Source organism: Chelatococcus sp. KU-N122 (assembly GCF_055391085.1).
This window is the reverse complement of record NZ_AP043981.1, coordinates 6,789,342-6,808,050: the sequence shown is the minus strand read 5'-3', so window position 1 is coordinate 6,808,050 and position 18,709 is coordinate 6,789,342. Positions and strand designations below refer to the sequence as shown.

20 protein-coding genes are annotated in these 18,709 nt (G+C 69.8%); 10 read left to right on the top strand and 10 right to left on the bottom strand.

All coding sequences use genetic code 11. The features are described 5' to 3' along the window. Nucleotides 1-8: 8 nt before the first annotated feature. From ACZ5PO_RS30835 to ACZ5PO_RS30825, 3 genes are read left to right on the top strand one after another with little or no spacing between them, the layout of a single operon-like run. Entirely contained in the window at nucleotides 9-833 is an 825-nt protein-coding gene (locus ACZ5PO_RS30835) for an ABC transporter permease (RefSeq protein WP_464186244.1), read from the top strand. Continuing rightward, the gene (locus tag ACZ5PO_RS30830) at nucleotides 833-1,894 is read left to right on the top strand and encodes an ABC transporter ATP-binding protein (protein ID WP_464186242.1); all 1,062 of its coding nucleotides are present in this window, start codon (nucleotides 833-835) and stop codon (nucleotides 1,892-1,894) included. Before ACZ5PO_RS30835 ends, ACZ5PO_RS30830 begins: the two co-directional genes overlap by 1 nt. After that, the gene (locus ACZ5PO_RS30825) at nucleotides 1,894-2,709 is read left to right on the top strand and encodes an ABC transporter ATP-binding protein (protein WP_464186240.1); all 816 of its coding nucleotides are present in this window, start codon (nucleotides 1,894-1,896) and stop codon (nucleotides 2,707-2,709) included. The genes ACZ5PO_RS30830 and ACZ5PO_RS30825 overlap by 1 nt, the downstream gene beginning before the upstream one ends. 60 nt (nucleotides 2,710-2,769) lie before the next feature. Here ACZ5PO_RS30825 and ACZ5PO_RS30820 read toward each other — a convergent pair whose 3' ends face one another. The 3 genes from ACZ5PO_RS30820 to ACZ5PO_RS30810 are packed head-to-tail and all read right to left on the bottom strand — an operon-like array spanning nucleotide 2,770 to nucleotide 6,097. After that, nucleotides 2,770-3,744, bottom strand: coding sequence for an alpha/beta fold hydrolase (locus tag ACZ5PO_RS30820; RefSeq protein WP_464186238.1), 975 nt, complete (start codon nucleotides 3,742-3,744; stop codon nucleotides 2,770-2,772). Then, nucleotides 3,741-4,571, bottom strand: a complete 831-nt coding sequence (locus tag ACZ5PO_RS30815) for an SDR family NAD(P)-dependent oxidoreductase (RefSeq protein ID WP_464186237.1) — start codon at nucleotides 4,569-4,571, stop codon at nucleotides 3,741-3,743. The genes ACZ5PO_RS30820 and ACZ5PO_RS30815 overlap by 4 nt, the downstream gene beginning before the upstream one ends. Next, nucleotides 4,571-6,097, bottom strand: a complete 1,527-nt coding sequence (locus ACZ5PO_RS30810) for a flavin-containing monooxygenase (RefSeq protein WP_464186234.1) — start codon at nucleotides 6,095-6,097, stop codon at nucleotides 4,571-4,573. Before ACZ5PO_RS30810 ends, ACZ5PO_RS30815 begins: the two co-directional genes overlap by 1 nt. 73 nt (nucleotides 6,098-6,170) lie before the next feature. On the opposite strand from ACZ5PO_RS30810, the gene ACZ5PO_RS30805 reads away from it, so the two are divergent. Then, nucleotides 6,171-6,848 (top strand): TetR/AcrR family transcriptional regulator, encoded by a 678-nt coding sequence (locus ACZ5PO_RS30805; protein WP_464186233.1) that lies wholly within the window; start codon nucleotides 6,171-6,173, stop codon nucleotides 6,846-6,848. Nucleotides 6,849-6,864: 16 nt separating this feature from the next. Here ACZ5PO_RS30805 and ACZ5PO_RS30800 read toward each other — a convergent pair whose 3' ends face one another. The 4 genes from ACZ5PO_RS30800 to ACZ5PO_RS30785 all read right to left on the bottom strand — a co-directional run bounded on the left by ACZ5PO_RS30800 (nucleotide 6,865) and on the right by ACZ5PO_RS30785 (nucleotide 10,451). Continuing rightward, a complete protein-coding gene (locus tag ACZ5PO_RS30800) occupies nucleotides 6,865-7,053 on the bottom strand; it encodes a DUF3606 domain-containing protein (RefSeq protein WP_464186231.1) in 189 nt (62 codons plus the stop codon). A 172-nt stretch (nucleotides 7,054-7,225) separates the two neighbouring features. Further along, nucleotides 7,226-8,701: a protein adenylyltransferase SelO gene (locus ACZ5PO_RS30795; protein WP_464186229.1), complete on the bottom strand. Its 1,476-nt coding sequence runs from the start codon at nucleotides 8,699-8,701 to the stop codon at nucleotides 7,226-7,228. 35 nt (nucleotides 8,702-8,736) lie between these two features. Then, nucleotides 8,737-9,468: a LysM peptidoglycan-binding domain-containing protein gene (locus ACZ5PO_RS30790; protein ID WP_464186227.1), complete on the bottom strand. Its 732-nt coding sequence runs from the start codon at nucleotides 9,466-9,468 to the stop codon at nucleotides 8,737-8,739. A 50-nt stretch (nucleotides 9,469-9,518) separates the two neighbouring features. After that, a complete protein-coding gene (locus tag ACZ5PO_RS30785; protein ID WP_464186225.1) occupies nucleotides 9,519-10,451 on the bottom strand; it encodes a LysR substrate-binding domain-containing protein in 933 nt (310 codons plus the stop codon). A gap of 158 nt (nucleotides 10,452-10,609) precedes the next feature. Here ACZ5PO_RS30785 and ACZ5PO_RS30780 point away from each other — a divergent pair, with 158 nt between their 5' ends. The 3 genes from ACZ5PO_RS30780 to ACZ5PO_RS30770 all read left to right on the top strand — a co-directional run bounded on the left by ACZ5PO_RS30780 (nucleotide 10,610) and on the right by ACZ5PO_RS30770 (nucleotide 12,159). After that, nucleotides 10,610-10,933, top strand: coding sequence for a nucleotidyltransferase family protein (locus ACZ5PO_RS30780; protein ID WP_464186223.1), 324 nt, complete (start codon nucleotides 10,610-10,612; stop codon nucleotides 10,931-10,933). Next, nucleotides 10,930-11,322 (top strand): HEPN domain-containing protein, encoded by a 393-nt coding sequence (locus ACZ5PO_RS30775; protein WP_464186222.1) that lies wholly within the window; start codon nucleotides 10,930-10,932, stop codon nucleotides 11,320-11,322. Before ACZ5PO_RS30780 ends, ACZ5PO_RS30775 begins: the two co-directional genes overlap by 4 nt. A 150-nt stretch (nucleotides 11,323-11,472) precedes the next feature. Further along, complete coding sequence (locus ACZ5PO_RS30770; RefSeq protein WP_464186220.1) at nucleotides 11,473-12,159, top strand: pyridoxamine 5'-phosphate oxidase family protein; 687 nt, start codon at nucleotides 11,473-11,475, stop codon at nucleotides 12,157-12,159. Here ACZ5PO_RS30770 and ftrA read toward each other — a convergent pair. Beyond that, nucleotides 12,152-13,162 (bottom strand): transcriptional regulator FtrA, encoded by a 1,011-nt coding sequence (gene ftrA, locus ACZ5PO_RS30765; RefSeq protein ID WP_464186219.1) that lies wholly within the window; start codon nucleotides 13,160-13,162, stop codon nucleotides 12,152-12,154. The genes ACZ5PO_RS30770 and ftrA overlap by 8 nt on opposite strands. 118 nt (nucleotides 13,163-13,280) lie before the next feature. Between ftrA and ACZ5PO_RS30760 the strand changes: the two genes are divergently transcribed. After that, nucleotides 13,281-13,703: a rhodanese-like domain-containing protein gene (locus tag ACZ5PO_RS30760; RefSeq protein WP_464197124.1), complete on the top strand. Its 423-nt coding sequence runs from the start codon at nucleotides 13,281-13,283 to the stop codon at nucleotides 13,701-13,703. A 115-nt stretch (nucleotides 13,704-13,818) separates the two neighbouring features. Here ACZ5PO_RS30760 and ACZ5PO_RS30755 read toward each other — a convergent pair whose 3' ends face one another. After that, nucleotides 13,819-14,610: a DUF6065 family protein gene (locus tag ACZ5PO_RS30755; RefSeq protein ID WP_464186217.1), complete on the bottom strand. Its 792-nt coding sequence runs from the start codon at nucleotides 14,608-14,610 to the stop codon at nucleotides 13,819-13,821. A 95-nt stretch (nucleotides 14,611-14,705) separates the two neighbouring features. Between ACZ5PO_RS30755 and ACZ5PO_RS30750 the strand changes: the two genes are divergently transcribed. Next, nucleotides 14,706-15,941 carry a glycosyltransferase gene (locus ACZ5PO_RS30750; protein ID WP_464186216.1) on the top strand — a complete coding sequence of 412 codons (1,236 nt, stop codon included), beginning with the start codon at nucleotides 14,706-14,708 and terminating at the stop codon, nucleotides 15,939-15,941. A 180-nt stretch (nucleotides 15,942-16,121) separates the two neighbouring features. Beyond that, on the top strand, nucleotides 16,122-17,888 hold the full coding sequence (locus ACZ5PO_RS30745) for a nitrilase-related carbon-nitrogen hydrolase (RefSeq protein ID WP_464186215.1): 1,767 nt from the start codon (nucleotides 16,122-16,124) through the stop codon (nucleotides 17,886-17,888). Nucleotides 17,889-18,051: 163 nt separating this feature from the next. Here ACZ5PO_RS30745 and ACZ5PO_RS30740 read toward each other — a convergent pair whose 3' ends face one another. Next, nucleotides 18,052-18,642, bottom strand: a complete 591-nt coding sequence (locus tag ACZ5PO_RS30740) for a hypothetical protein (RefSeq protein WP_464186213.1) — start codon at nucleotides 18,640-18,642, stop codon at nucleotides 18,052-18,054. Nucleotides 18,643-18,709: the final 67 nt, after the last annotated feature.

Sequence of the window (18,709 nt, the reverse complement as noted above, 5' to 3'; positions counted from 1 at the left end):
CCGCGGCCTTGACCTTCATCGTCCGGCGCAACCTGGTGACGGCGGTTGCCGCGGTGCTGATCGTGCTGCTGGTCCTCGTCGCCATCGTCGGCCCGGCGCTGGTGCCGTACGACCCGCTGGCCACGAGCGCCACCGAGGTGCTGATGCCGCCATCGGCCCGGCATTGGTTCGGCACCGACGGCCTCGGGCGCGACATCTTCAGCCGCGTCATCGTCGCCGCGCGCCTCGACATCGCCATCGCCGTCTCCGCGGTGGCGATCTCGGCGGTGGTCGGAGTCTCGATCGGCGCCGTCAGCGGCTATGTCGGCGGCGCGCTCGATCGCATCCTCAGCAGGGTCGTCGACGTCATGATGGCCTTTCCACTGTTCGTGGCCGCCATGGCGCTGGTCGCCGTCTTCGGCAACTCGGTAAAGAGCATCGTGCTGGCGACGGCCATCATCAACCTGCCGTTCTATTTCCGGTTGATCCGCGCCGAGATCATGGCGCGCCGATCGATCGGCTACGTGGAGGCAGCTGTCATCACGGGCAACAGCGCCACCAACGTCATCTTCCGCTTCCTGGTGCCGAATTCGCTGCCGCCCGTCATCGTGCAGATCTCGCTCAATCTGGGTTGGGCGATCCTCAATGCCTCCGGGCTCGCCTTCATCGGGCTCGGCGTGGCGCCGCCCACGCCCGAGTGGGGCATCATGATCCAGGAGGGGGCGGCGCTGATGCTGTCGGGCGAGTGGTGGGTGGTGGTCTTTCCGGGCCTCGCGCTGGTGTTGTCGGTGTTCTGCTTCAGCCTGCTCGGCGACGGCATCCGCGACGTCATCGATCCGAGGCGCCGCAGCTGATGGCCGCGCAGACCGCAACGCCGCAGCCTTCGAGCCCGCAGCCTTCGACCCCGCTCTTGGCCATCGAGCACCTGACGGTGGGGTTCGAGACAGCGGCGGGGACGGTGCATGCCCTCGACGATGTCTCGTTCGCCATCGGCCGGGGCGAATGCGTGGCCCTCGTCGGCGAGAGCGGCTCGGGCAAGTCGATCACCGGCCTGTCCGTGATGCGCCTGCTTGGCCGCCGCGCGCTCATTCAGGCCGGGCGCATCGTCTTCGACGGCGCCGATCTGCTGACGCTCTCCGACAAGGCCATGCAGGCGACGCGCGGCAAGCGCATCGCCATGATCTTCCAGAACGCCAAGGCGAGCCTCAACCCGATCAAGACCGTCGGCGACATCCTCGTCGACATCGTGCGCACCCACCACGGTGGCCTTTCGCGCGCCGCCGCCAGGGCGCGCATCGTCGCACTGCTCGACCGCATCGGCATCAACGAGCCGGCCGAGCGGCTCAGGGCCTATCCCTCCGAGCTGTCGGGCGGCATGTGCCAGCGCATCATGATCGCGGCGGCCTTCGCCTGCGAGCCGGACCTGATCATCGCCGACGAGCCGACCAGCGCGCTCGACGTCACCACCCAGCAGCTGGTCATGGACCTGCTCATGACGCTGTGCCGCGAACGCGGCGTGGCCGCGATCTTCATCACCCACGACCTGGCGCTGGCGAGCGAGTATTGCGATCGCGCCGTCGTGCTGCACGCCGGCCAGGTGCTGGAGCAGGGCCCGGTGAGCGAGGTGCTGGCCAGCCCGCGCCATCCCTACACGCGGATGCTGCTCGACAGCCTGCCCTACGGCAAGGAGGACATCGGCGAGCTCAAGGCCATGGGCGGTGGCCTGCCCGACCTCAGGCGCAACGACCTGCCGCGTTGTCGTTTCGCCGAGCGCTGTCCGCGGGCCGCGGCCGCCTGCCGTGACCAGCCGCTGCCGGAGCGCAGGTTCGGGCGGGCACATGTCGTGCGTTGCCAATGTCCGCTGGAGCCGTCGTTCGCCACGGCGCCGCGAGCCTCAGCCGCGAGGGTCATGTGATGGCAGCCAAGCTGCTCGAGCTCTGCGCCGTGAGCAAGGTTTTCGACTTTGGCGGCGGCGCCCGGCTCACCGCCGTCGATGCGGTGAGCCTCGACGTGCTGCCGGGCGAGATCGTCGGCATCGTCGGCGAGTCCGGCAGCGGCAAGTCGACGCTCGCCCGCATCGCTGCGCGGTTGATGCCTCAGACCAGCGGCAATGTGATCTTCCGCGACGAGGATGTGAGCGACCTCACCGGCGTGCGCTTCAGCCGCCAACCGGCCCGACGCCGGATGCAGATGGTGTTCCAGGATCCGCTGGCGAGCCTCAACCCGCGCTTCACGGCCTTTGCGGCCATCGCCGATCCGGTGCGGCAGCTCGGCACCGCCGACGAACGGGCCAACACCCGCACCCTGGTCGAACGCGCAGCGCAGCGGGCGGGCCTGCCGGCGGCGCTGCTGGCGAGCTACCCGCACCAGCTCTCCGGCGGTCAGCGGGCGCGCGTCGACATCGCCCGCGCCATCGTGCTCGAACCCGAGCTGCTGATCCTCGACGAGCCCACCTCGGCCCTCGACGCCTCGTTGCAGGCCCACGTGGTGCAGACCCTGATGCAGCTCCGGCAGACGATGGGCATGACCTATATCTTCGTCAGCCACGACCTCAACCTGGTGCGGCTGATGAGCGACCGCATCCTCGTCATGCTGAAGGGCAAGGTGGTGGAGAGCGGCTCGACCGCCGCCGTGTTCGGCGATCCCCAGCACGCCTACACACGCACGCTGATCGCCGCGATTCCGGTGCTGGGCCGGCGGCGCGCGGCACCTGGCGACCTGCGGGCCTGATTCCGCCGACTACTGTAAGCCGTTGGAACGGCTTATCTTACGCTATTCCGTCCCGCCGCCTTACGCCGACGCCGGCCCGGCCGGCAGAGGCGGGTGCATGGCGGTGGCGACGGCGCGGATAGTGCGCGCGGCGGCGTCGGGCTGGGTGACCAGCAGCATATGGCCGCCGGGCACGAGCTCGAGCGCAAGACCGGGGATCTGCTCCTTGGCCTTCAGGCCGTGGACCCGGTGGTCGAGCAGATTGTCCTCGGTGCCATAGATCATGCCGACGGGGCCGCTCAGCGTGGGGTAGCGCTCGACCAGGGCAGGCAGGTCGTCGCCGGCGACCACCATATCGGCGGAGGAGTTCCAATAGCTCTTGGGGCGCAGCGACAGCACGCCGCCACCCCTGCTCGCAAAGTCGTCGGGCGGGCGTTCGGGCGCAAAGGCGGCGTCGGCGACCTCCTTGCCGCGCAGCACCCCCATGGGCACGGCGGCCGTCCAGGCGATCAGCGTGCGCAGGAGCGGCGAGCGCACGTCGAGCGCCCGGAACATCGGCGGCACGTCCTGCTGCGGCTGGGTGAACGGCGCGATCAACGCCAGCCCGCCCACCGCCTGCGGATGGTCGACGGCCATGGCGAGCGCGATGGCGCCGCCGAGCGAGTGGCCCACGACGAGCGGCCGCTCGAGCCCGAGCGCCGCGGCCACGCCGGCCATGGTCGCCGCCTGGGCCCGCACGTTGCAGCGGGCGTCTGCGGGACGCGTCGAGTAGCCGGATCCGGGGCGGTCGACGATGATCAGGCGGAAGTCGTCGGCGAGGCGGCCGGCCAGGCTGTAGGTGAAGTTGCCCATCTGGCCGCCGAGGCCGTGGATCATCAGGATCGGCGGGCCGCTGCCGACATCCAGGTAGTGGATGCGCTGGCCGCTCACCTCGAGGAAGCGGCCGCGCGGCGGTACCGCCCTCTCGACGCCGCGCTCGACCACCCAGGAGAACAGCGCCAGCCCGCCGCCGACGACTGCGATCACGACCACAATGCCGACGAGCCAGGACATCATCTGGGCCCCAGTTTGGACAGCAGCTTCCAATAGCTCACGGGAACCAGCCGCTCCACCGCTGCGACGATCCTGGCGTCGGTGCCGATCAGCACGCGGGCCTGGCGCCGCTCGATGGCGTTGACGATGGTTTCGCCGGCAATCTCGGGCGGCAGCCGCAACATCTTTGCTGCGCGCTCCTGCCCGACGGCGATCTCCTCGGGGGTCAGCGACTGGGCCGAGCGGGCGCTTTTGGCGATGGCGGTGGCGATGCCGCCGGGATGCACCACGGTGACGCCGACGGAGGTGCCGGCGAGCTCATGGGCGAGCGACTGGCTGAAGCCGCGCACGGCGAACTTGCTCGCGGCATAGGCGGTCTGGCCTGGCGGCGCCACGATGCCGTAGATGCTCGAGAGGTTGACGATGCGGGCGTCGTCGCTGGCCTTCAAGGTGGGCAGGAAGGCGCGCGTCATGCGCACCACGCCCCAGAAGTTGATGGCGAACAGCCATTCGAAATCGGCTTCGCTGACCTGCTCGAAGGAGCCGCCGAGGGCGACGCCGGCGTTGTTGACGAGCACGTCGACGCCGCGGTGCTCGGCCAGCACCTCGCCTGGAAAGGCGATGATCGCCTCGCGGTCGGCCACGTCGAGCCGATGTCGGCTGACCTTGACGGCGCCGTCCGGCCCCGGGGGGAGCAGACGCTCCGTTTCGGCCAGCCCCGCAGCGTCCAGATCGGCGAGGGCGAGGTCGGTGCCGCGTCTGGCGAGCGACACCGCGACGGCGCGGCCGATGCCGCTCGCCGCGCCGGTGATCACCGCGGTGCGGCCCTTCAGTGTCATCAGCCCGGCCATCAGGCGGCCCGCACCTGGGCCGGAGCGCGCGTGAACTCCATGGCACCGTCGTCGATGGCGCCGAAGCGCATCGCCACGAGGTCGCGGGCGTAGCTCTGGTGGACCTGCCACGGCGCCGCGTCACCTTGCTTGGGCAGAAGCCTCGCCGCGCGCTGGATGTAGCCCGAGGTCAGCGCCAGGGCGGAAGGACCGTCGACTGGCGCACCGCGCCAGCGCGGCGTCGCCGCAACGTACCCCTTGGCGTCCATGTGCGCGAGCAGCCGGCAGACGTAGCGGGCCGACAGCTCGGCCTTCAGTGTCCACGACGCGTTGACGTAGCCCATGGCGAGCGCGAAGTTCGGCACGCCGCTGAACATCATGCCCTTGTAGGCCATGGTCTGGCCGAAGTCGACGCGCGCGCCGTCCACCGTCACCTCCGTGCCGCCCATCAGCGCCACCTTGAGGCCGGTCGCCGTGACGATCACGTCGGCCTCCAGCGTGCGGCCCGACCGTAGCGCAAGGCCGGTCGGGATAAAACGCTCGATTTCATCGGTGGCGATCGAAGCCTTGCCGGTGCGGATGGCGGCGAACAGATCCCCGTCCGGCACCAGGCAGAGCCGCTGGTCCCACGGCGCGTAGCGTGGCGTCAGGTGGGTCGCGGCGTCGAAGTCGGGTCCGATCTGCTGGCGCGCCAGCGCGATGAGCCCCGCCTTGGTTCGCTCCGGGTGACGTCGGGCGTAGTTGTAGAAGTACATGCCGAACAGCACGTTCTTCCAGCGAACCAGCCGGTGGGCGAGCCGTTTCGGCAGCCGCCGATAAAGCCGCGCTGCTGCCGGATCGCGGGCCGGCCGCGCCACGATGTAGGTGGGCGAGCGCTGCAGCATGGTGACGTGAGCAGCCGTCTCGGCGAGCGCCGGCACCAGGGTGACGGCCGTGGCGCCGCTGCCGATCACCACGACGCGCTTGCCGGCATAGTCGAGATCCGCCGGCCAGTGCTGGGGATGCACCCGCGTGCCGGCGAAGCGGTCCATGTCGGGCCAATGGGGCAGGTAGCCCGCGTCGTAATCGTAGTAGCCGCTGCACATGAACAGGAAGCGGCAGGTGAAGCGCACGGGCACCCCCTGCGGCCCGCGCAGCGCGTCGACGGTCCACAGCGCCCGGCTCGACGACCAGGCGGCGCGCACCACCTTGTGGCGGAAGCGGATGTGCCGGTCGATGCCGGAGGTCGCAGCGGTGTCGGCGACGTAGGCAGCGATCGAGGCGCCGTCGCTGATGGACACCTCGTTCGGCCATGGCCGGAAGCTGTAGCCGAGGGTGTGCATGTCGGAATCGGAGCGGACGCCGGGGTAGCGGAACAGATCCCAGGTGCCACCGATGGCGTCGCGCCGTTCCAGGATCGCGTAGGTCTTGCGCTTGTGGCGGGCCTTGAGATGCCATGCCGCCGCGATGCCCGAGAGCCCGGCGCCGACGATGAGCACGTCGACGTGCTCGTCCGGGATCGCCGTCCGTGCTGGACCCGGCGGGGCCGCCCCGATGCCGTCGGTCATGGCCGATCCTGCTTTCTGACAACAGCCATTGTCATGGTTGTCTCTGACAATGCGCCATGTCAAGCATGCAGGCATGGGCGAACATCGGGTGGCGCGGCGCAGCAATGCGGGTGGTGGCGTGGCCGGGGCGGAGCGGGCCGACGGCGGCGGCGCGCGGCTCTATCGCGGTGTGCCGCTCGGGGCGCGACGTGCCCGGCGCCGCGAGGCGCTGATCGGCGCTGCGATCGAGGTCTACGGCGCCCGTGGCTATCGTAATGCCACGGTGAAGGCGATCTGCGACGCGGCCGGGCTGACCGAGCGCTATTTCTATGAATCGTTCGAGAACGGCGAGGCGCTGCTGGTGGCCGCTTTCCGGGTGGTGACGCGGCAGACCCTGGCCGACATCGAGCAGGCCGGGGCGGCGCTGGAGGCGCCCCACGACCGCATGGACGCCGTCCTGCGGGCCTATTTCAGCTTGTTGCAGGAACGTCCGCAGGGCGCGCGGGTGTTTCTCGTCGAGATCGTCGGCATCAGCGCCGAGGTCGACGCCATGCTGGCCTGGGCCGTGACCAGCTTCGGCGACCTGTTCGAGCGGACCCTGAACCCGGACGCCGCCGCCGACGACGGCGCCGGGCGCACGCTGCTGCGGGCCGGCGTGGTCGGTGGCGTGTTCAAGATCGCGCTGAGCTGGATCGGCCGCGGCTACCGCGACGACGTCGACCTCGTCGTCGCCCAGGCGCTGTGCCTGACCGAGCTGTTGCAGCGGCGCTGACGCCACGAAAAACGCGTCACCCCTTCTTCAAGGCCTTGGCGGCTTGGTCGAGCTTGGCCCAGTCACTGCCGTGCTCGCTGACGAGGCCGCGGGCCTGCGACAGGGTGATGCCGTGGCGCTTGGCGAGATAGCTGATCTCGTAGCCCTCGCGACGGATCGGAGTGGCGTGGCGGTCGGCCTGTCTGGCGTTGGGGTCGTCGGGCATAACGTCCCTCCCTTTGCTTGTTGCCGCAGCGCTTTCCGACGGGGTGGACCTGCCCGATCGGGGAGAAGCGCTCCAGATTCAAAAAGCTTGGAGCGTCTCCCGAGCACATGGCCTCATCTGATTGGGGGACGCCTTAGAGAGATAGGATGAGCCGGGTCTCAAGCAAGGATGCTCACGTGCCGCAGAACGTCCGTAGCACCCGTTCGTCCGGCGCCGGTGGATCGGCGTAGGCGGCGAAGCGCGGTTGCTCGTCGAAGGGGGTGGCGAGCACCGTGAGCAGTTCCTCGAAGGGCCCGAAGTCGTCGCTGCCGACGGCCGCGGCGATCGCCGCTTCGATGCGGTGGTTGCGCGGGATATAGGCTGGGTTGACGGCGAGCATGGCCGTCCGGCGCGCGCCCTCGTCCTGCGTTTCGTCGGCTAGCCGCTTGCGCCATGGCTCCGCCCAGCGGTCGAATAGGGTGGGGTCGATGAACAGGTCACGTACCGCCGCATCGCCCTCCGGCGCGCCGGCTGCGTGGCTCAACGCGCGGAAGGTCTGTGTGAAGTCGGCCTTGTTCTCGGCCATGGCCGTCAGCAGCTGGTTGAGCAAATCGAGGTCGCCCTCCTGCGCCGTGGCGAGGCCGATCTTGCGGCGGAAGCCGGCCAGGTAGTTGGCCTGGAAGCGGCCGGCGAAGGCGTCCAGCGCGCCTTCTGCGATGGTGACCGCGGCCTTGTCGTCGTCGGCCAGCAGCGGCAGCAACGTCTCGGCGAGCCGCGCCAGGTTCCACAGGGCGATCGACGGCTGATTGGCGTAGGCGTAGCGGCCCTGTTCGTCGATCGAGCTGAATACCGTGGCCGGGTCATAAGCGTCCAGGAAGGCACACGGCCCGTAGTCGATGGTCTCGCCGGCGATCGACGTATTGTCGGTGTTCATCACGCCGTGGATGAAGCCCACCATGAGCCAGCGCGGCACCAGGTCGGCCTGGGCCGCGATCACTGCCTCCAGGAGCGCGAGGTAGGGCGCCGACGCCTCCGCGGCGTGCGGGTAGTGGCGGGCGATGACGTGGTCGGCAAGCAGCCGCAGGCCGTCGACGTCACCGCGGGCGGCGAAATACTGGAAGGTGCCGACGCGGATGTGGCTCGCGGCGACGCGCGTCAGCACCGCGCCGGGCAGGAAGGTCTCGCGGGCCACCATCTCGCCAGTCGCCACCGCGGCAAGCGAGCGGGTGGTGGGGATGCTCATTGCCGCCATCGCCTCGCTGACGATGTATTCGCGCAGCACGGGCCCCAGCGCGGCGCGGCCGTCGCCGCGGCGCGAGAAGGCGGTGGGGCCGGAGCCCTTGAGCTGGATGTCGCGGCGGCGGCCCTTCGTGTCGATGACCTCGCCCAGCAGGTGGGCGCGACCGTCGCCGAGCTGCGGCACGAAATGGCCGAACTGGTGGCCTGCGTAGGCCATGGCGATCGGCTCGGAGCCGCCCGCGACGCGCTTGCCGGCCAGCACCTCCACCCACTCCGGGCTCGCCAGCAGGTCGGGATCGAGGCCAAGCTCGCGCGCCAGGGGGCGGTTGAGGCGGATGAGCCGCGGCGCCTTCACCGGCGTCGGCGCCACCCGCTCGTAGAAGCGCGGCGGAAGGCGCACATAGCTGTTGTCGAAGAGCACGTCCTGCATGAGCCCGCCTTCTTGCAAAGGGTTGTCGGCAAACCCTATCGCGTCGGCACGAAGCGATCCGAGCGTGCCGTGACGTCGTTGGCGTCATCGCGCAGCACGAAGACGACGGGGCCGGCCAGCCAGTCGGGCAGACGGACGGTTTCATCGATCGTGCCGGTGGCCGAGGTGCGCGCGGCGGTCAGCACCGCGTAAGCCCCTTGCGGCGGACCGGCGCCGATGACGATCTCGCTGTCCTTGGGCAGCCCCTTGGCCGCGATCCTGACAGCGCCGGCAACGGCTCCCGCGGCAGCCGTGGCCGTCACTTCGGCAGGGGGCACGTCCGGCGCCGCGGTGCCCACCCCAAGCTGGCCGGCAAAGCGGTCGAGGCGTGATTTGAGATCCGGGTTCCTGTCGACCAGGTCCTGCATGGACGTGTCCACCGCGCCGGCGACGCGGCCCAGGGCCGTCGCCGTATCGCTGGCCAGGTCGTTGAACCGCTTGGCGAGCTTGAGCGTCACTGCCGCCGGCCCGCTGACGCGGACCGTCGCGCCGATCTGCAGGTCGCCGGAGCCGAGGATGGCCGGATTGGCGGCGATGATCACCGCCTCCGCCACGTTGCAGCGGGCCGCGATGCTGCTCAGGGTGTCGCCGCGCGCGACGGTGGTGCTACCGCCCGGACAGTCGGTCGTGGCGGCGTGCGCCGGCAGCGCCGCGAAAGCCACGGCCACGAGTGCGGCCGCTGCACCGCCGCTCCGTGCCCGCCTCGCCGTGTCGGTTCGATCGCTCACGCTCATTGGCCTCGTTTCACCGGTGTCTCCATGCCCTTAATCTATGGCCGCTATGCCGTCGGCGGAAGGGCCTCCAGGCCGCCGTCGACCTGCGCCAGGCGCGCCCTGAGGCGCGGGGCGGCGAAATCCAGGAAGGCACGCAGCTTCACCGGCAGCAGCCCCTGGCCGACGTGGATCAGATGGACGGGCCACGGCGCCAGCTCGAACGGCTCCAGCACCAGGGAGATGAGGCCGACCCGGCGCGCTGCGGCGACCTGGTAGGAGAGCACGCGGGTCAGCCCGATGCCGGCGATGGCCGCGTCGATGGCGGCCTCCGCGGTGTTGACGGTGAGGCGCGAGCGGATCGGCACGGCGACGTCGCTCTTGCCCGCGGTAAAGCGCCAGGCCCGTGGCGAGCTCAGCCCCTCGTAGGTGATGCAATCGTGCCCGACGAGGTCCTGCGGCCGCTCGGGCGCGCCGCGGGCGGCCAGATAGGCCGGGCTCGCCGCTACGACCCGGCGGATCTGGCCGACGCGCGCGGCGATCAGCCCGCTGTCCGGCAGCGGGCCGATGCGGACGGCCACGTCGATATGATCCTCCGCGAGGTCCACGAGGCCGTCGGAGAGGCTGAGCCGCAGGGCGATCTCCGGATAGGCCTCGAGAAAGGCCACGGCGATCGGCAGGACGTGCAGGCGGCCGAACACCACCGGCGCGGTCACGGCGAGGTCGCCCCTGGGCGCGATGTACTCGCCGGCCGCGGCCCGCTCGGCCTCCTGCACCTGCTCCAGGATCCGGCCGGCGGCGGCGGCGTAGGAGCGTCCGGCGTCGGTGAGCGTCACGGCGCGGCTGGAGCGGACCAGGAGCCGGGTGCCGAGGTGCGCCTCCAGCTCCGAGACCTTGCGGCTCACGGTGGCGAGCGGCATGCGCAGCCGGCGGGAGGCGGCCGACAGGCTGCCACCCTCCACGACGGCGAGCAGCACGGACATGGCATCGAGGCGGTCCATTCGGGTTCCGATTTATGGAAGGCCCACGCCGACAAGCGGCTGGGCACCACAAATTCCGGGTGATCGCGTCGCTGGTCAAGGTATCGGCGCGAGCCCGAAGGATCATTGGCGAAGCCCCCCGTTTGAAAGCTATAATCCGGCCTGTGAGGGGAGAGGTTATGGCCGTCGGCTCAATGAGCGATCCGATCTTGTCGCGTTTCCGCGCCGAGCTTGATGAGATCTACGGTGATCGGATCGAGCGCGTCGTGCTCTTTGGCTCGCGCGCGCGCGGCGAGGCGCAATCGGATTCAGACTATGACGTCGCCGTGTTCTTGCGGGAGCTGCCCGACCGCTGGTCGGAGTTGCATCGCCTGGCCGACCTCCGCGTCAAGCTGATCGACGAGACAGGTGCATTCTTCGACATCTTGCCGTATCCCGCCGCCGCCTACGCGGAGCGCTCTCCGCTCATGCGCGAAATCCGCAGCGACGGCCGCGACCTATGACGCCGGAAAGTGCGCAGTTTCTCAGCAAGGCACAGCGCCTGCTTCAGGAGGCTGAAGCCATGTTGAGCATCAACCTCAATGAGGCGGCGGGACGCACCGCCTATCTCGCCGGGTTCCATGCGGCGCAAGCGCTTATATCCGAGAAAACCGGCAGATCCGCGAAAACCCATAAAGGCGTGCACACCGAATTCCAGCGCTTGACCATGGATGATCGAGATCTGACGCCGGAGCTGCGGGCTTTTCTATCCCACGCCTATAATTTGAAAGCCATCGCCGACTATCTAACCGGCGCAGGATCGGACGTGTCGGCGGAGCAAGCCGCGCAAGCTGTCGCCGCGGCAAAGCGGTTCGTCGGGTATTTCGCGCGGCTGCTCGCCGCCGACGATTAAGTCGGGAGCGGAGCGACACCGCAGCTAGTTTGTCGCAGCGTCCCCTTCTTCCAGTTTTCGAAAGGCCGGTTTCAAGTATCGGACTATGCTCCTTGCGGGTGGAAGGATCTACATTGCGGCTGGTCCACCAGCATCCAGCGAGCCAAAGCCATGCACCGCCCGCCGCCACAGTCGTCTGCCGACACCCCGGCGCGCACCTACGCGAGCGACGTCGCCTTCACACCTACGGTCAAGGCCGTGCAGGCCCGCAAGGGGTCGCGCGCCGGCTATGCCCGCATGGAGGAGAACGGCTCCTGGCAGACGCGCATCGGGCCGGACCTGGCGCAGTTCATCGAAAGCCAGATCAGCGTCTTCCTGGCCACCACCAACACGGACGGGCAACCCTACATCCAGCACCGCGGCGGCCCGCCCGGCTTCCTCAAGGTGCTCGACCCGTCGACCATCGGCTTTGCCGATTTTTCCGGCAACCGCCAGTACATCACCCTGGGCAACCTTGCCGACAATCCCAAGGCGTTCCTGTTCCTGATCGACTACGTCAACCGGCGGCGGGTGAAGATCTGGGGTGAGGCGAGGGTGGTCGAGGGCGACGCCGAGCTGATGGCGCGGCTGATGCCCGAGGGCTACAAGGCCCGGCCGGAGCAGGTGATCCTGTTCACGGTGGCGGCCTACGACATGAACTGCCCGCAGCACATCCCGCAGCGCTTCGATGCCGCGGACGTGGCGGCGGCGCTGACCGAGCGTGAGCGGCGCATCATCGTCTTGGAAGCGGAGGTCGAGCGTTTGCGGGCGGAGGTGGACGGCTTGCGGCCGGATGCGACGCCGGTCGGCTCTACGTAGGCTGCGGCGCGAAACGCTTCCGATACGCCGCGGGCGGCACGCCGGCGTGCCGCCTGAAGTGGTGGCGCATTGCGGCCAGGGAGCCGAAGCCGCAGATCGCGGCCACGTCATCGAGCCCGGTACGGCCGCCGCGCTCGAGATGGTCCTGCGCGAGCCGCACGCGCTCGGCGATCAGCCACTCGCCCGGCGCAAGTCCCGTCGCCTCCTGGAACCGGCGCTGGAAGGTTCGCGCGCTCATGCCTGCCCGGCGGGCCAGCGAGGCGATTGTCTGGGGCTCGCTCAGATGGCCGCGCATCCAGTCGATCACGGGCCCGAGCCGTGAATTGTCGCGAGCAGGCAGCACCGGCCGTTCGATGAACTGGGCCTGGCCGCCCTCGCGGTGAGGTGGAACGACAAGGCGGCGCGCGACCGTGTTGGCGGCCTCGGCGCCAAAGTCCTTGCGCACCACGTGCAGGCAGAGGTCGATGCCTGCGGCGCTCCCCGCTGCCGTGAGGACGTCGCCCTCGTCGACGTAGAGCTTGTCCGTTTCGAGCCGAATGTCCGGAAAGCGCGCAGCGATGGCGGGCGCGTAGCGCCAATGGGTCGTCGCCCGCCGCCCGTCGAGCAGGCCGGCCGCGGCGAGCACGGTGATGCCTGAGCAGAGCGACATCAGCCGCGCGCCGCGGCGGTGCGCGCGGATGAGCGCCCTGATCAAGGGTTGCGGCACCGGCGCAGCGATGCCGCGCCAGCCGGGCACCACGACCAGATCGGCTCGGCCGAGCCCGCGCAGCCCGACCGGTGCGGTCACCGTGAGGCCGCCGCCGGCGCGCAACGGCCCGGCTTCGATGGCGCAGACCGTGTAGCGGTACCAGGCGTCTCCCATCTCGGGCCGGCACAAGCCGAACACCTCGTAGGCGATGCCGAACTCGAAGGTGCACAGCCCGTCGTAGGCGAGCACGGCGACGAGCGGACCGGACGTCGAATGAAGGCGAGCGTCTGACATGATCTTCAAAGACCATGGCATTCGTGCCAACGCAGCACAACGGCCGCGTTTGGCACGATATCGACGTACATTGGCTGTTGCGCCACTAGGCGGCCATGCCGTCATGCCTCAGCTTGAACCGGCCGAACAATGGAGCCCGCTGATGAGCTTGGTCACCGATATCCCGTGCGCCGCGCCCGAGCAGGTCGAGGCGCGCTACGCCGAACGCCTCCGCTTTGAGACCGATTGCTGGGATGTCCAGGACGCGCTGCGCGCCGGCCGGCCGGACTTCGTGCTCCTCGACGTGCGGGGGCCGAAGCTCTACGAGGCCGCGCACGTTCCTGGCGCCGCCAATGTGCCCCATGGCAAGATGACCGCGGCGCGGATGAGCGAATGGCCTGACGATACGGTATTCGTCGTCTATTGCGCAGGCCCGCACTGCAACGGCGCGGACCGCGCAGCTCTTCGGCTGGGCAAGCTCGGCCGCTCGGTCAAGGTGATGATCGGCGGCGTCACCGGCTGGGCCGATGAAGGCTTTGCCTTTGCCACGGGCGCCGGCGGGCAGGGGACGGCGGCGGATTGACGATCCGGCGATCGGGCCGAGCTCACGGAGCGCGCCGACGAGGAGCACGCTGCACAGCGACCGTCGGCCGTGGACATCGGCGGTGGCGGGAGTGCGGCTGCGACGTTCGGCTGGGTCACCCCCGCGGCTTGAACGGCTTGAGGTTGAGCTTGGTCTGGTGCCGGTCGAAGGCCGCGTCGCCGGCGACGTCGCGGCCGGCGAAATAATCGCGCTGCCAGGGCGCGTCGGTGCGTCCGCCGAGCGCGTCGTTGAAGCTGCGCCGCGATTCCGCCCAGGCGCCGTGCTGGGCGGCGAGCTGCGGCTCGTCGGTGAGTGGCACGATCGTCGGCGCAAAGCTTTCCAGCTCGCCGCGCCGCATCGGCGCGATGAAGGCGATCGGCTCGCCCGCCGGGAACACGATGCGCTCCAGCGGCCGCGTCACCTTCCAGTTCATGGTGAACGTCGCCGTCGCCCAATCGGTCTCGACGATGCCGTCGAGTGCGGTCACGCCATCCTTGGGCCAGTTCGGCGGCCCCCGGACCAGCAGGTTGTAGCCGGGCGGCGTGCGGAACAGGTAGGGAATCGAGAACGTCAGGATGCCCGAGCCGAAATGGCTCATGGCCATGGGCGGCCCGGTGCCGACACGCTGGCGCACCAGGAGGTCCTCCGGCGCGATGCCTCCGGTCCACCAGACCTCGAACTCCTGCTGCACGATGATGAACCAGCCGGCCTGGTTGGCGATGAGCAGCGGCAGGCAGCGCTGGGCGAACTGGTGCGGCGTCGCCTTCATCCAGGCGCGTTCGACGCTGGCCGGCACCAGCGTCAGATGCTCGACCGGACCTGTCGCGTAAGCGATCAGCTCCAGCGTCGGATGCCGCTCATGGGGCACGGCGGCGGTCGCGGCCGCATCGGTTGACGGGGTGTTCAATCGGGCGCGTCCGCTATGGTGGCTTCGTCCGGCGAATCTACATGCAGCCGGATACGTGTGGCGAATCCGAAACGCGTGCGGAGACGATCGGTCCTGTGTTCAGATTGCCGCGACGTCAAAGCTCGGGGCGGCCCCGGGCCCTGCTGGCCTGGGAGCTCGGCGAGGGCCGCAACGCCGTCGCCGCGCTCCTCGGCGTCGCCGCGCACCTGCGCGCGGCCGGCGTGGAGTGCCTGGCTGCGCTGGCGGACACCCGCTACGACCAGGCGTTCCTGCCCCTCGGCATCCGCACCGTGCAGACCATCACCTGGCCCGCAGGCGACTTCGCCGACGCCGCCTGGGGGCGGCGCCCCGTGCTCGGCCTGGCCGACCTCATCGCCAACCGCGGCTTTGCCGACCCGGCGAGCCTCGCCGGCGCGGTCGGCCATTACGAGGCGCTGTTCGGGCTGTTCAAGCCTGATGTCGTGGTCTGCGAGAGCGCCTTCGGCGCCGTGCTGGCCGCGCAGGGCCGGGTGCCCGCCGTGGCCTTCGGCACCTCCCTGCTGCTGCCGCCGGTCGTCAGCGGGGTTCCTGCCCCCATCCACGGTCCAGGTTCCGTTCCGAGCTGGCCGTTTGCAGAGGTCCTCGACGGCATCAACCTGGGCCTTGCCCGCGCCGGGCGCCTGCCGTTGGAGCACCTCGGCGACGTGCTCGCGGCGGAGGCGGTGATGCCCTTCGGCCCCGAGGCCTTCGACGTGTTTGCCCGTTGGCGCAGCGCGCCGTGCCTGCCCGCCTACGCGCCGGGCGGCCTGGCGAGCGCCGACGCCGACGCGCAGGAGACCTTCGTCGCGCTCGACGGGGGCATCGCCGCGACGCCGCAGGTGGTGGCCGGGCTGATGCGGATGGACGGCCCGGTGCGGGCCCATGTGCCGGACCTGCCCGCCCGCGAGCACCGCCTGCTGGCCGAGTGCGGCGCCGAGGTGAGCGCCGGCCCAGTGCCGCTGCCGGAGCTGCTGCGGCGCTCGCGGGTGGTCGTTCACCACGGCGGCTCGGTCCTCGCCGGCGCCTGCCTGGCCGCCGGGATACCGCAGGTGATCCTGGCGCAGGCGGATGACGACCATGTCAGCGGCGCCTATGTCCGCGACCGCGGCCTCGGCGCCTACCAGGACGTGGCGCTGGCCACGACCACCTGGCTGGTCGACGCGGTGTGCCGTTGCCGCACCAATGAAATCGCTGCGGCCTGCCGCGCCTTCGCGCCGACGGCACGGGGCTGGTACGGCGAGGATCCGACCGAACTGGTGGCGCGGGCCGCGGCTCGCCTGGCAGGAGTCGCGGCGGAGCGGGCCGGCCGGTGAGCCGCCGCGGAACACCAGGCAAATGACCGTATAATCGGCCGCGGCGGACGGCCCGAACGTTGCTTTGGAGCCGAGGCAGCGCGCGCCGCCGCCCTTCCGCGATCAGGGCGGATGGTCGCGCGCTGCGGCCCCCGGCCGGCGAGGCGGGGCCTGGTCCACGCCGCGCACCGGGATGTGTCGATGTCCGCTCAAAGGTTTACCGCCGCTGCAGTCCAGTTCGAGCCGACGCAGTTCGAGAAGGAGCGCAACATCGCGCGCCTGCTCGAGCTCGTCGAACAGGCGGCCGTGGGCGGTGCCAGGCTGATCGTGACGCCGGAGATGGGCACGACCGGCTATTGCTGGTTCGACCGGACCGAGGTGGCGCCGTTCGTGGAGCCGATCCCCGGGCCGACGACCGAGCGGTTCGCCGCGGCGGCGCAGCGGCTCGGCTGCCACATCGTGGTCGGCATGCCCGAGGTCGATCCGGCCACCAACCTCTACTACAATTCGGCGGTGCTGATCGGGCCCGCCGGCGTCATCGGCCGCCACCGCAAGTCGCACCCCTACATTTCCGAGCCCAAATGGGCGGCGTCGGGCGACGTCGGCCATCAGGTGTTCGACACCGAGATCGGCCGCATCGCGCTGCTGATCTGCATGGACATCCATTTCATCGAGACCGCACGGATCGTGGCGCTGGCCGGTGCGGACGTGATCTGCCACATCAGCAACTGGCTGGCCGAGCGCACGCCGGCGCCGTACTGGATCAGCCGCGCCTTCGAGAACGGCTGCTATCTCGTCGAGGCCAACCGCTGGGGGCTGGAGCGCACGGTCCAGTTCAGCGGCGGCAGTTGCGTCATCGGGCCGGACGGCAAGCTGCTCGCCGTCATCGACCGCGGCGACGGCATCGCCGCAGCCGAGATCGACCTCGGCCGCACGGCCGTGAAGCAGATGTTCGGACAGCCGATCGCCCAGCGCCGTCGGCCGGAGATGTACCTCAACCTGGCCACCAACACCTACAGCTGGAACCCGCGGGACTTCTTCACGCTCTACGGCCATACCCCGTTGCCGCCGGGACGCGTCTCCAGGGTCGCCGTCGGCCAGTTCCGACCGGGCGAGGACGTCGCGGCGAACCTGGAGGTCATCGCCGGCCTGGCCCGGGAGGCGGCGAAGGAGCAGCAGGCCGACATCCTGGTGCTGCCGGAGCTGTGCGTGACGGGCCCGTTGGCCGGCGGCCGCAATGCCGAGCCCGTTCCGGGCCCGGCCACCGCTCGGCTGGCGTCGATAGCGCTCAAGTCCGGCCTCTATCTCGTCGCGGGCCTGGCCGAGCAGGATGGAGCCGCCAGGTACAACACCGCCGTGCTGGTAGGGCCTGAAGGGCTCGTGGGCTCGTACCGGAAGGTGCACCTGGGCGATGACGACCTGGGCTGGGCCAGCGCCGGCGACGAATGGAAGGTGTTCGACCTGCCGCTCGGCCGCGTCGGCCTGCTGATCGGTTACGATGCGGCGTTTCCGGAGGCCGCGCGCAGCCTGAGCCTGCTCGGCTGCGATCTCGTGGCCTGCCCGGCGGCGCAGGGCGGCGAGTTCGTCTGCGGCCACGGCGGAACCGCGGTGGCGCAGAACTATCCCATTCCCACGGGCGCCGATCCGTACCACTGGCACCATTATCGGGTGAGGGCCGGGGAGAACAATGTGTATTTCGCCTTCGCCAACGTGAAGGACGACGCCCGCGGCCTCGCCGGCCAGAGCGGCGTGTTCGGGCCGGACAGCTTCGCCTTTCCGCGCAGCAACGCGATCCTGGCCGAGGACAGCGGCGTCGTCACCCTGGCCATGGACACCACCAACCTCGACACGGTCTACCCGACCAACGTGGTGCGGCGGAAGGACCTCGTGTCGATGCGCCTGCCGCATCACTATACGTCGCTGATCCTGCCTCTGCCCGGTCAGGAGCGGCGTTCGGGGGCAGGCTGAGGGTTGGTATGGCAGCCCGCAGGCGCGCCTCTCATCGAGACAACAGGCGCTTCGTCCACGGCGTCATGGCGGGCTCGACCGAGCCATTCGTGCAGCGACCTGCGCGGCCAGTTGGTGGGACGCCTGGAGGCGTCCCACCGTTCGCGCTGCTACGCGTGATTGCTCACGTGTGAGGGGTGCTGTGGCCGTCCGGACCGTCGAAAAGCTTGCCCAGGTCGCCGAGAGCGCCGCCCAGCAGGCCGTCCGGTCCGGAGCTGACGCCCACCGGGTCCGGAACTGAGTCCACGACGTCTGGAATGGTACCGGCGACCTCCGAGGTGGCATCCGACACGTGGTCGGCAATGCGTGCAGCGTCGTCGGTGATCCCGCTCGCGAAGTCGTCCCAATGATTGGTCACTTGGTCGATCAAGTCGAAGACATGCTGAGCATTGCTGGCAAAAATGGCGCCGAGATCCCCGCCCGGAACGTCGTCCGCTCCGGAGTTGACGCCCGCCAGGTCCGGAATTGAGTTGGCGATGTCGGAGATGGAACCGGCGGTCTGCGGAACGGGGTCCGATACGTTGTCATCGGCGTCAGCAGCGTCGTGGGTGATGCTGCTCACGAAGTCGCTCCGATGATTGGTCACCTGGTCGACCAAGTCGAAAACATGCTGAGCGTTACTGGCAAAAATGGCGCCGAGATCGCCGCTCGGAAGCCCGTCCGGTCCGGACTTGCTAACGATGTTCTCACGGGTTTGGTTATCAATTCCAGTCATCTCAGTCTCCAGCGCGCGGGTTCGCACATTGGCGGGAGCGCGCGCCCAACTCCCGCCATGTCGCTGC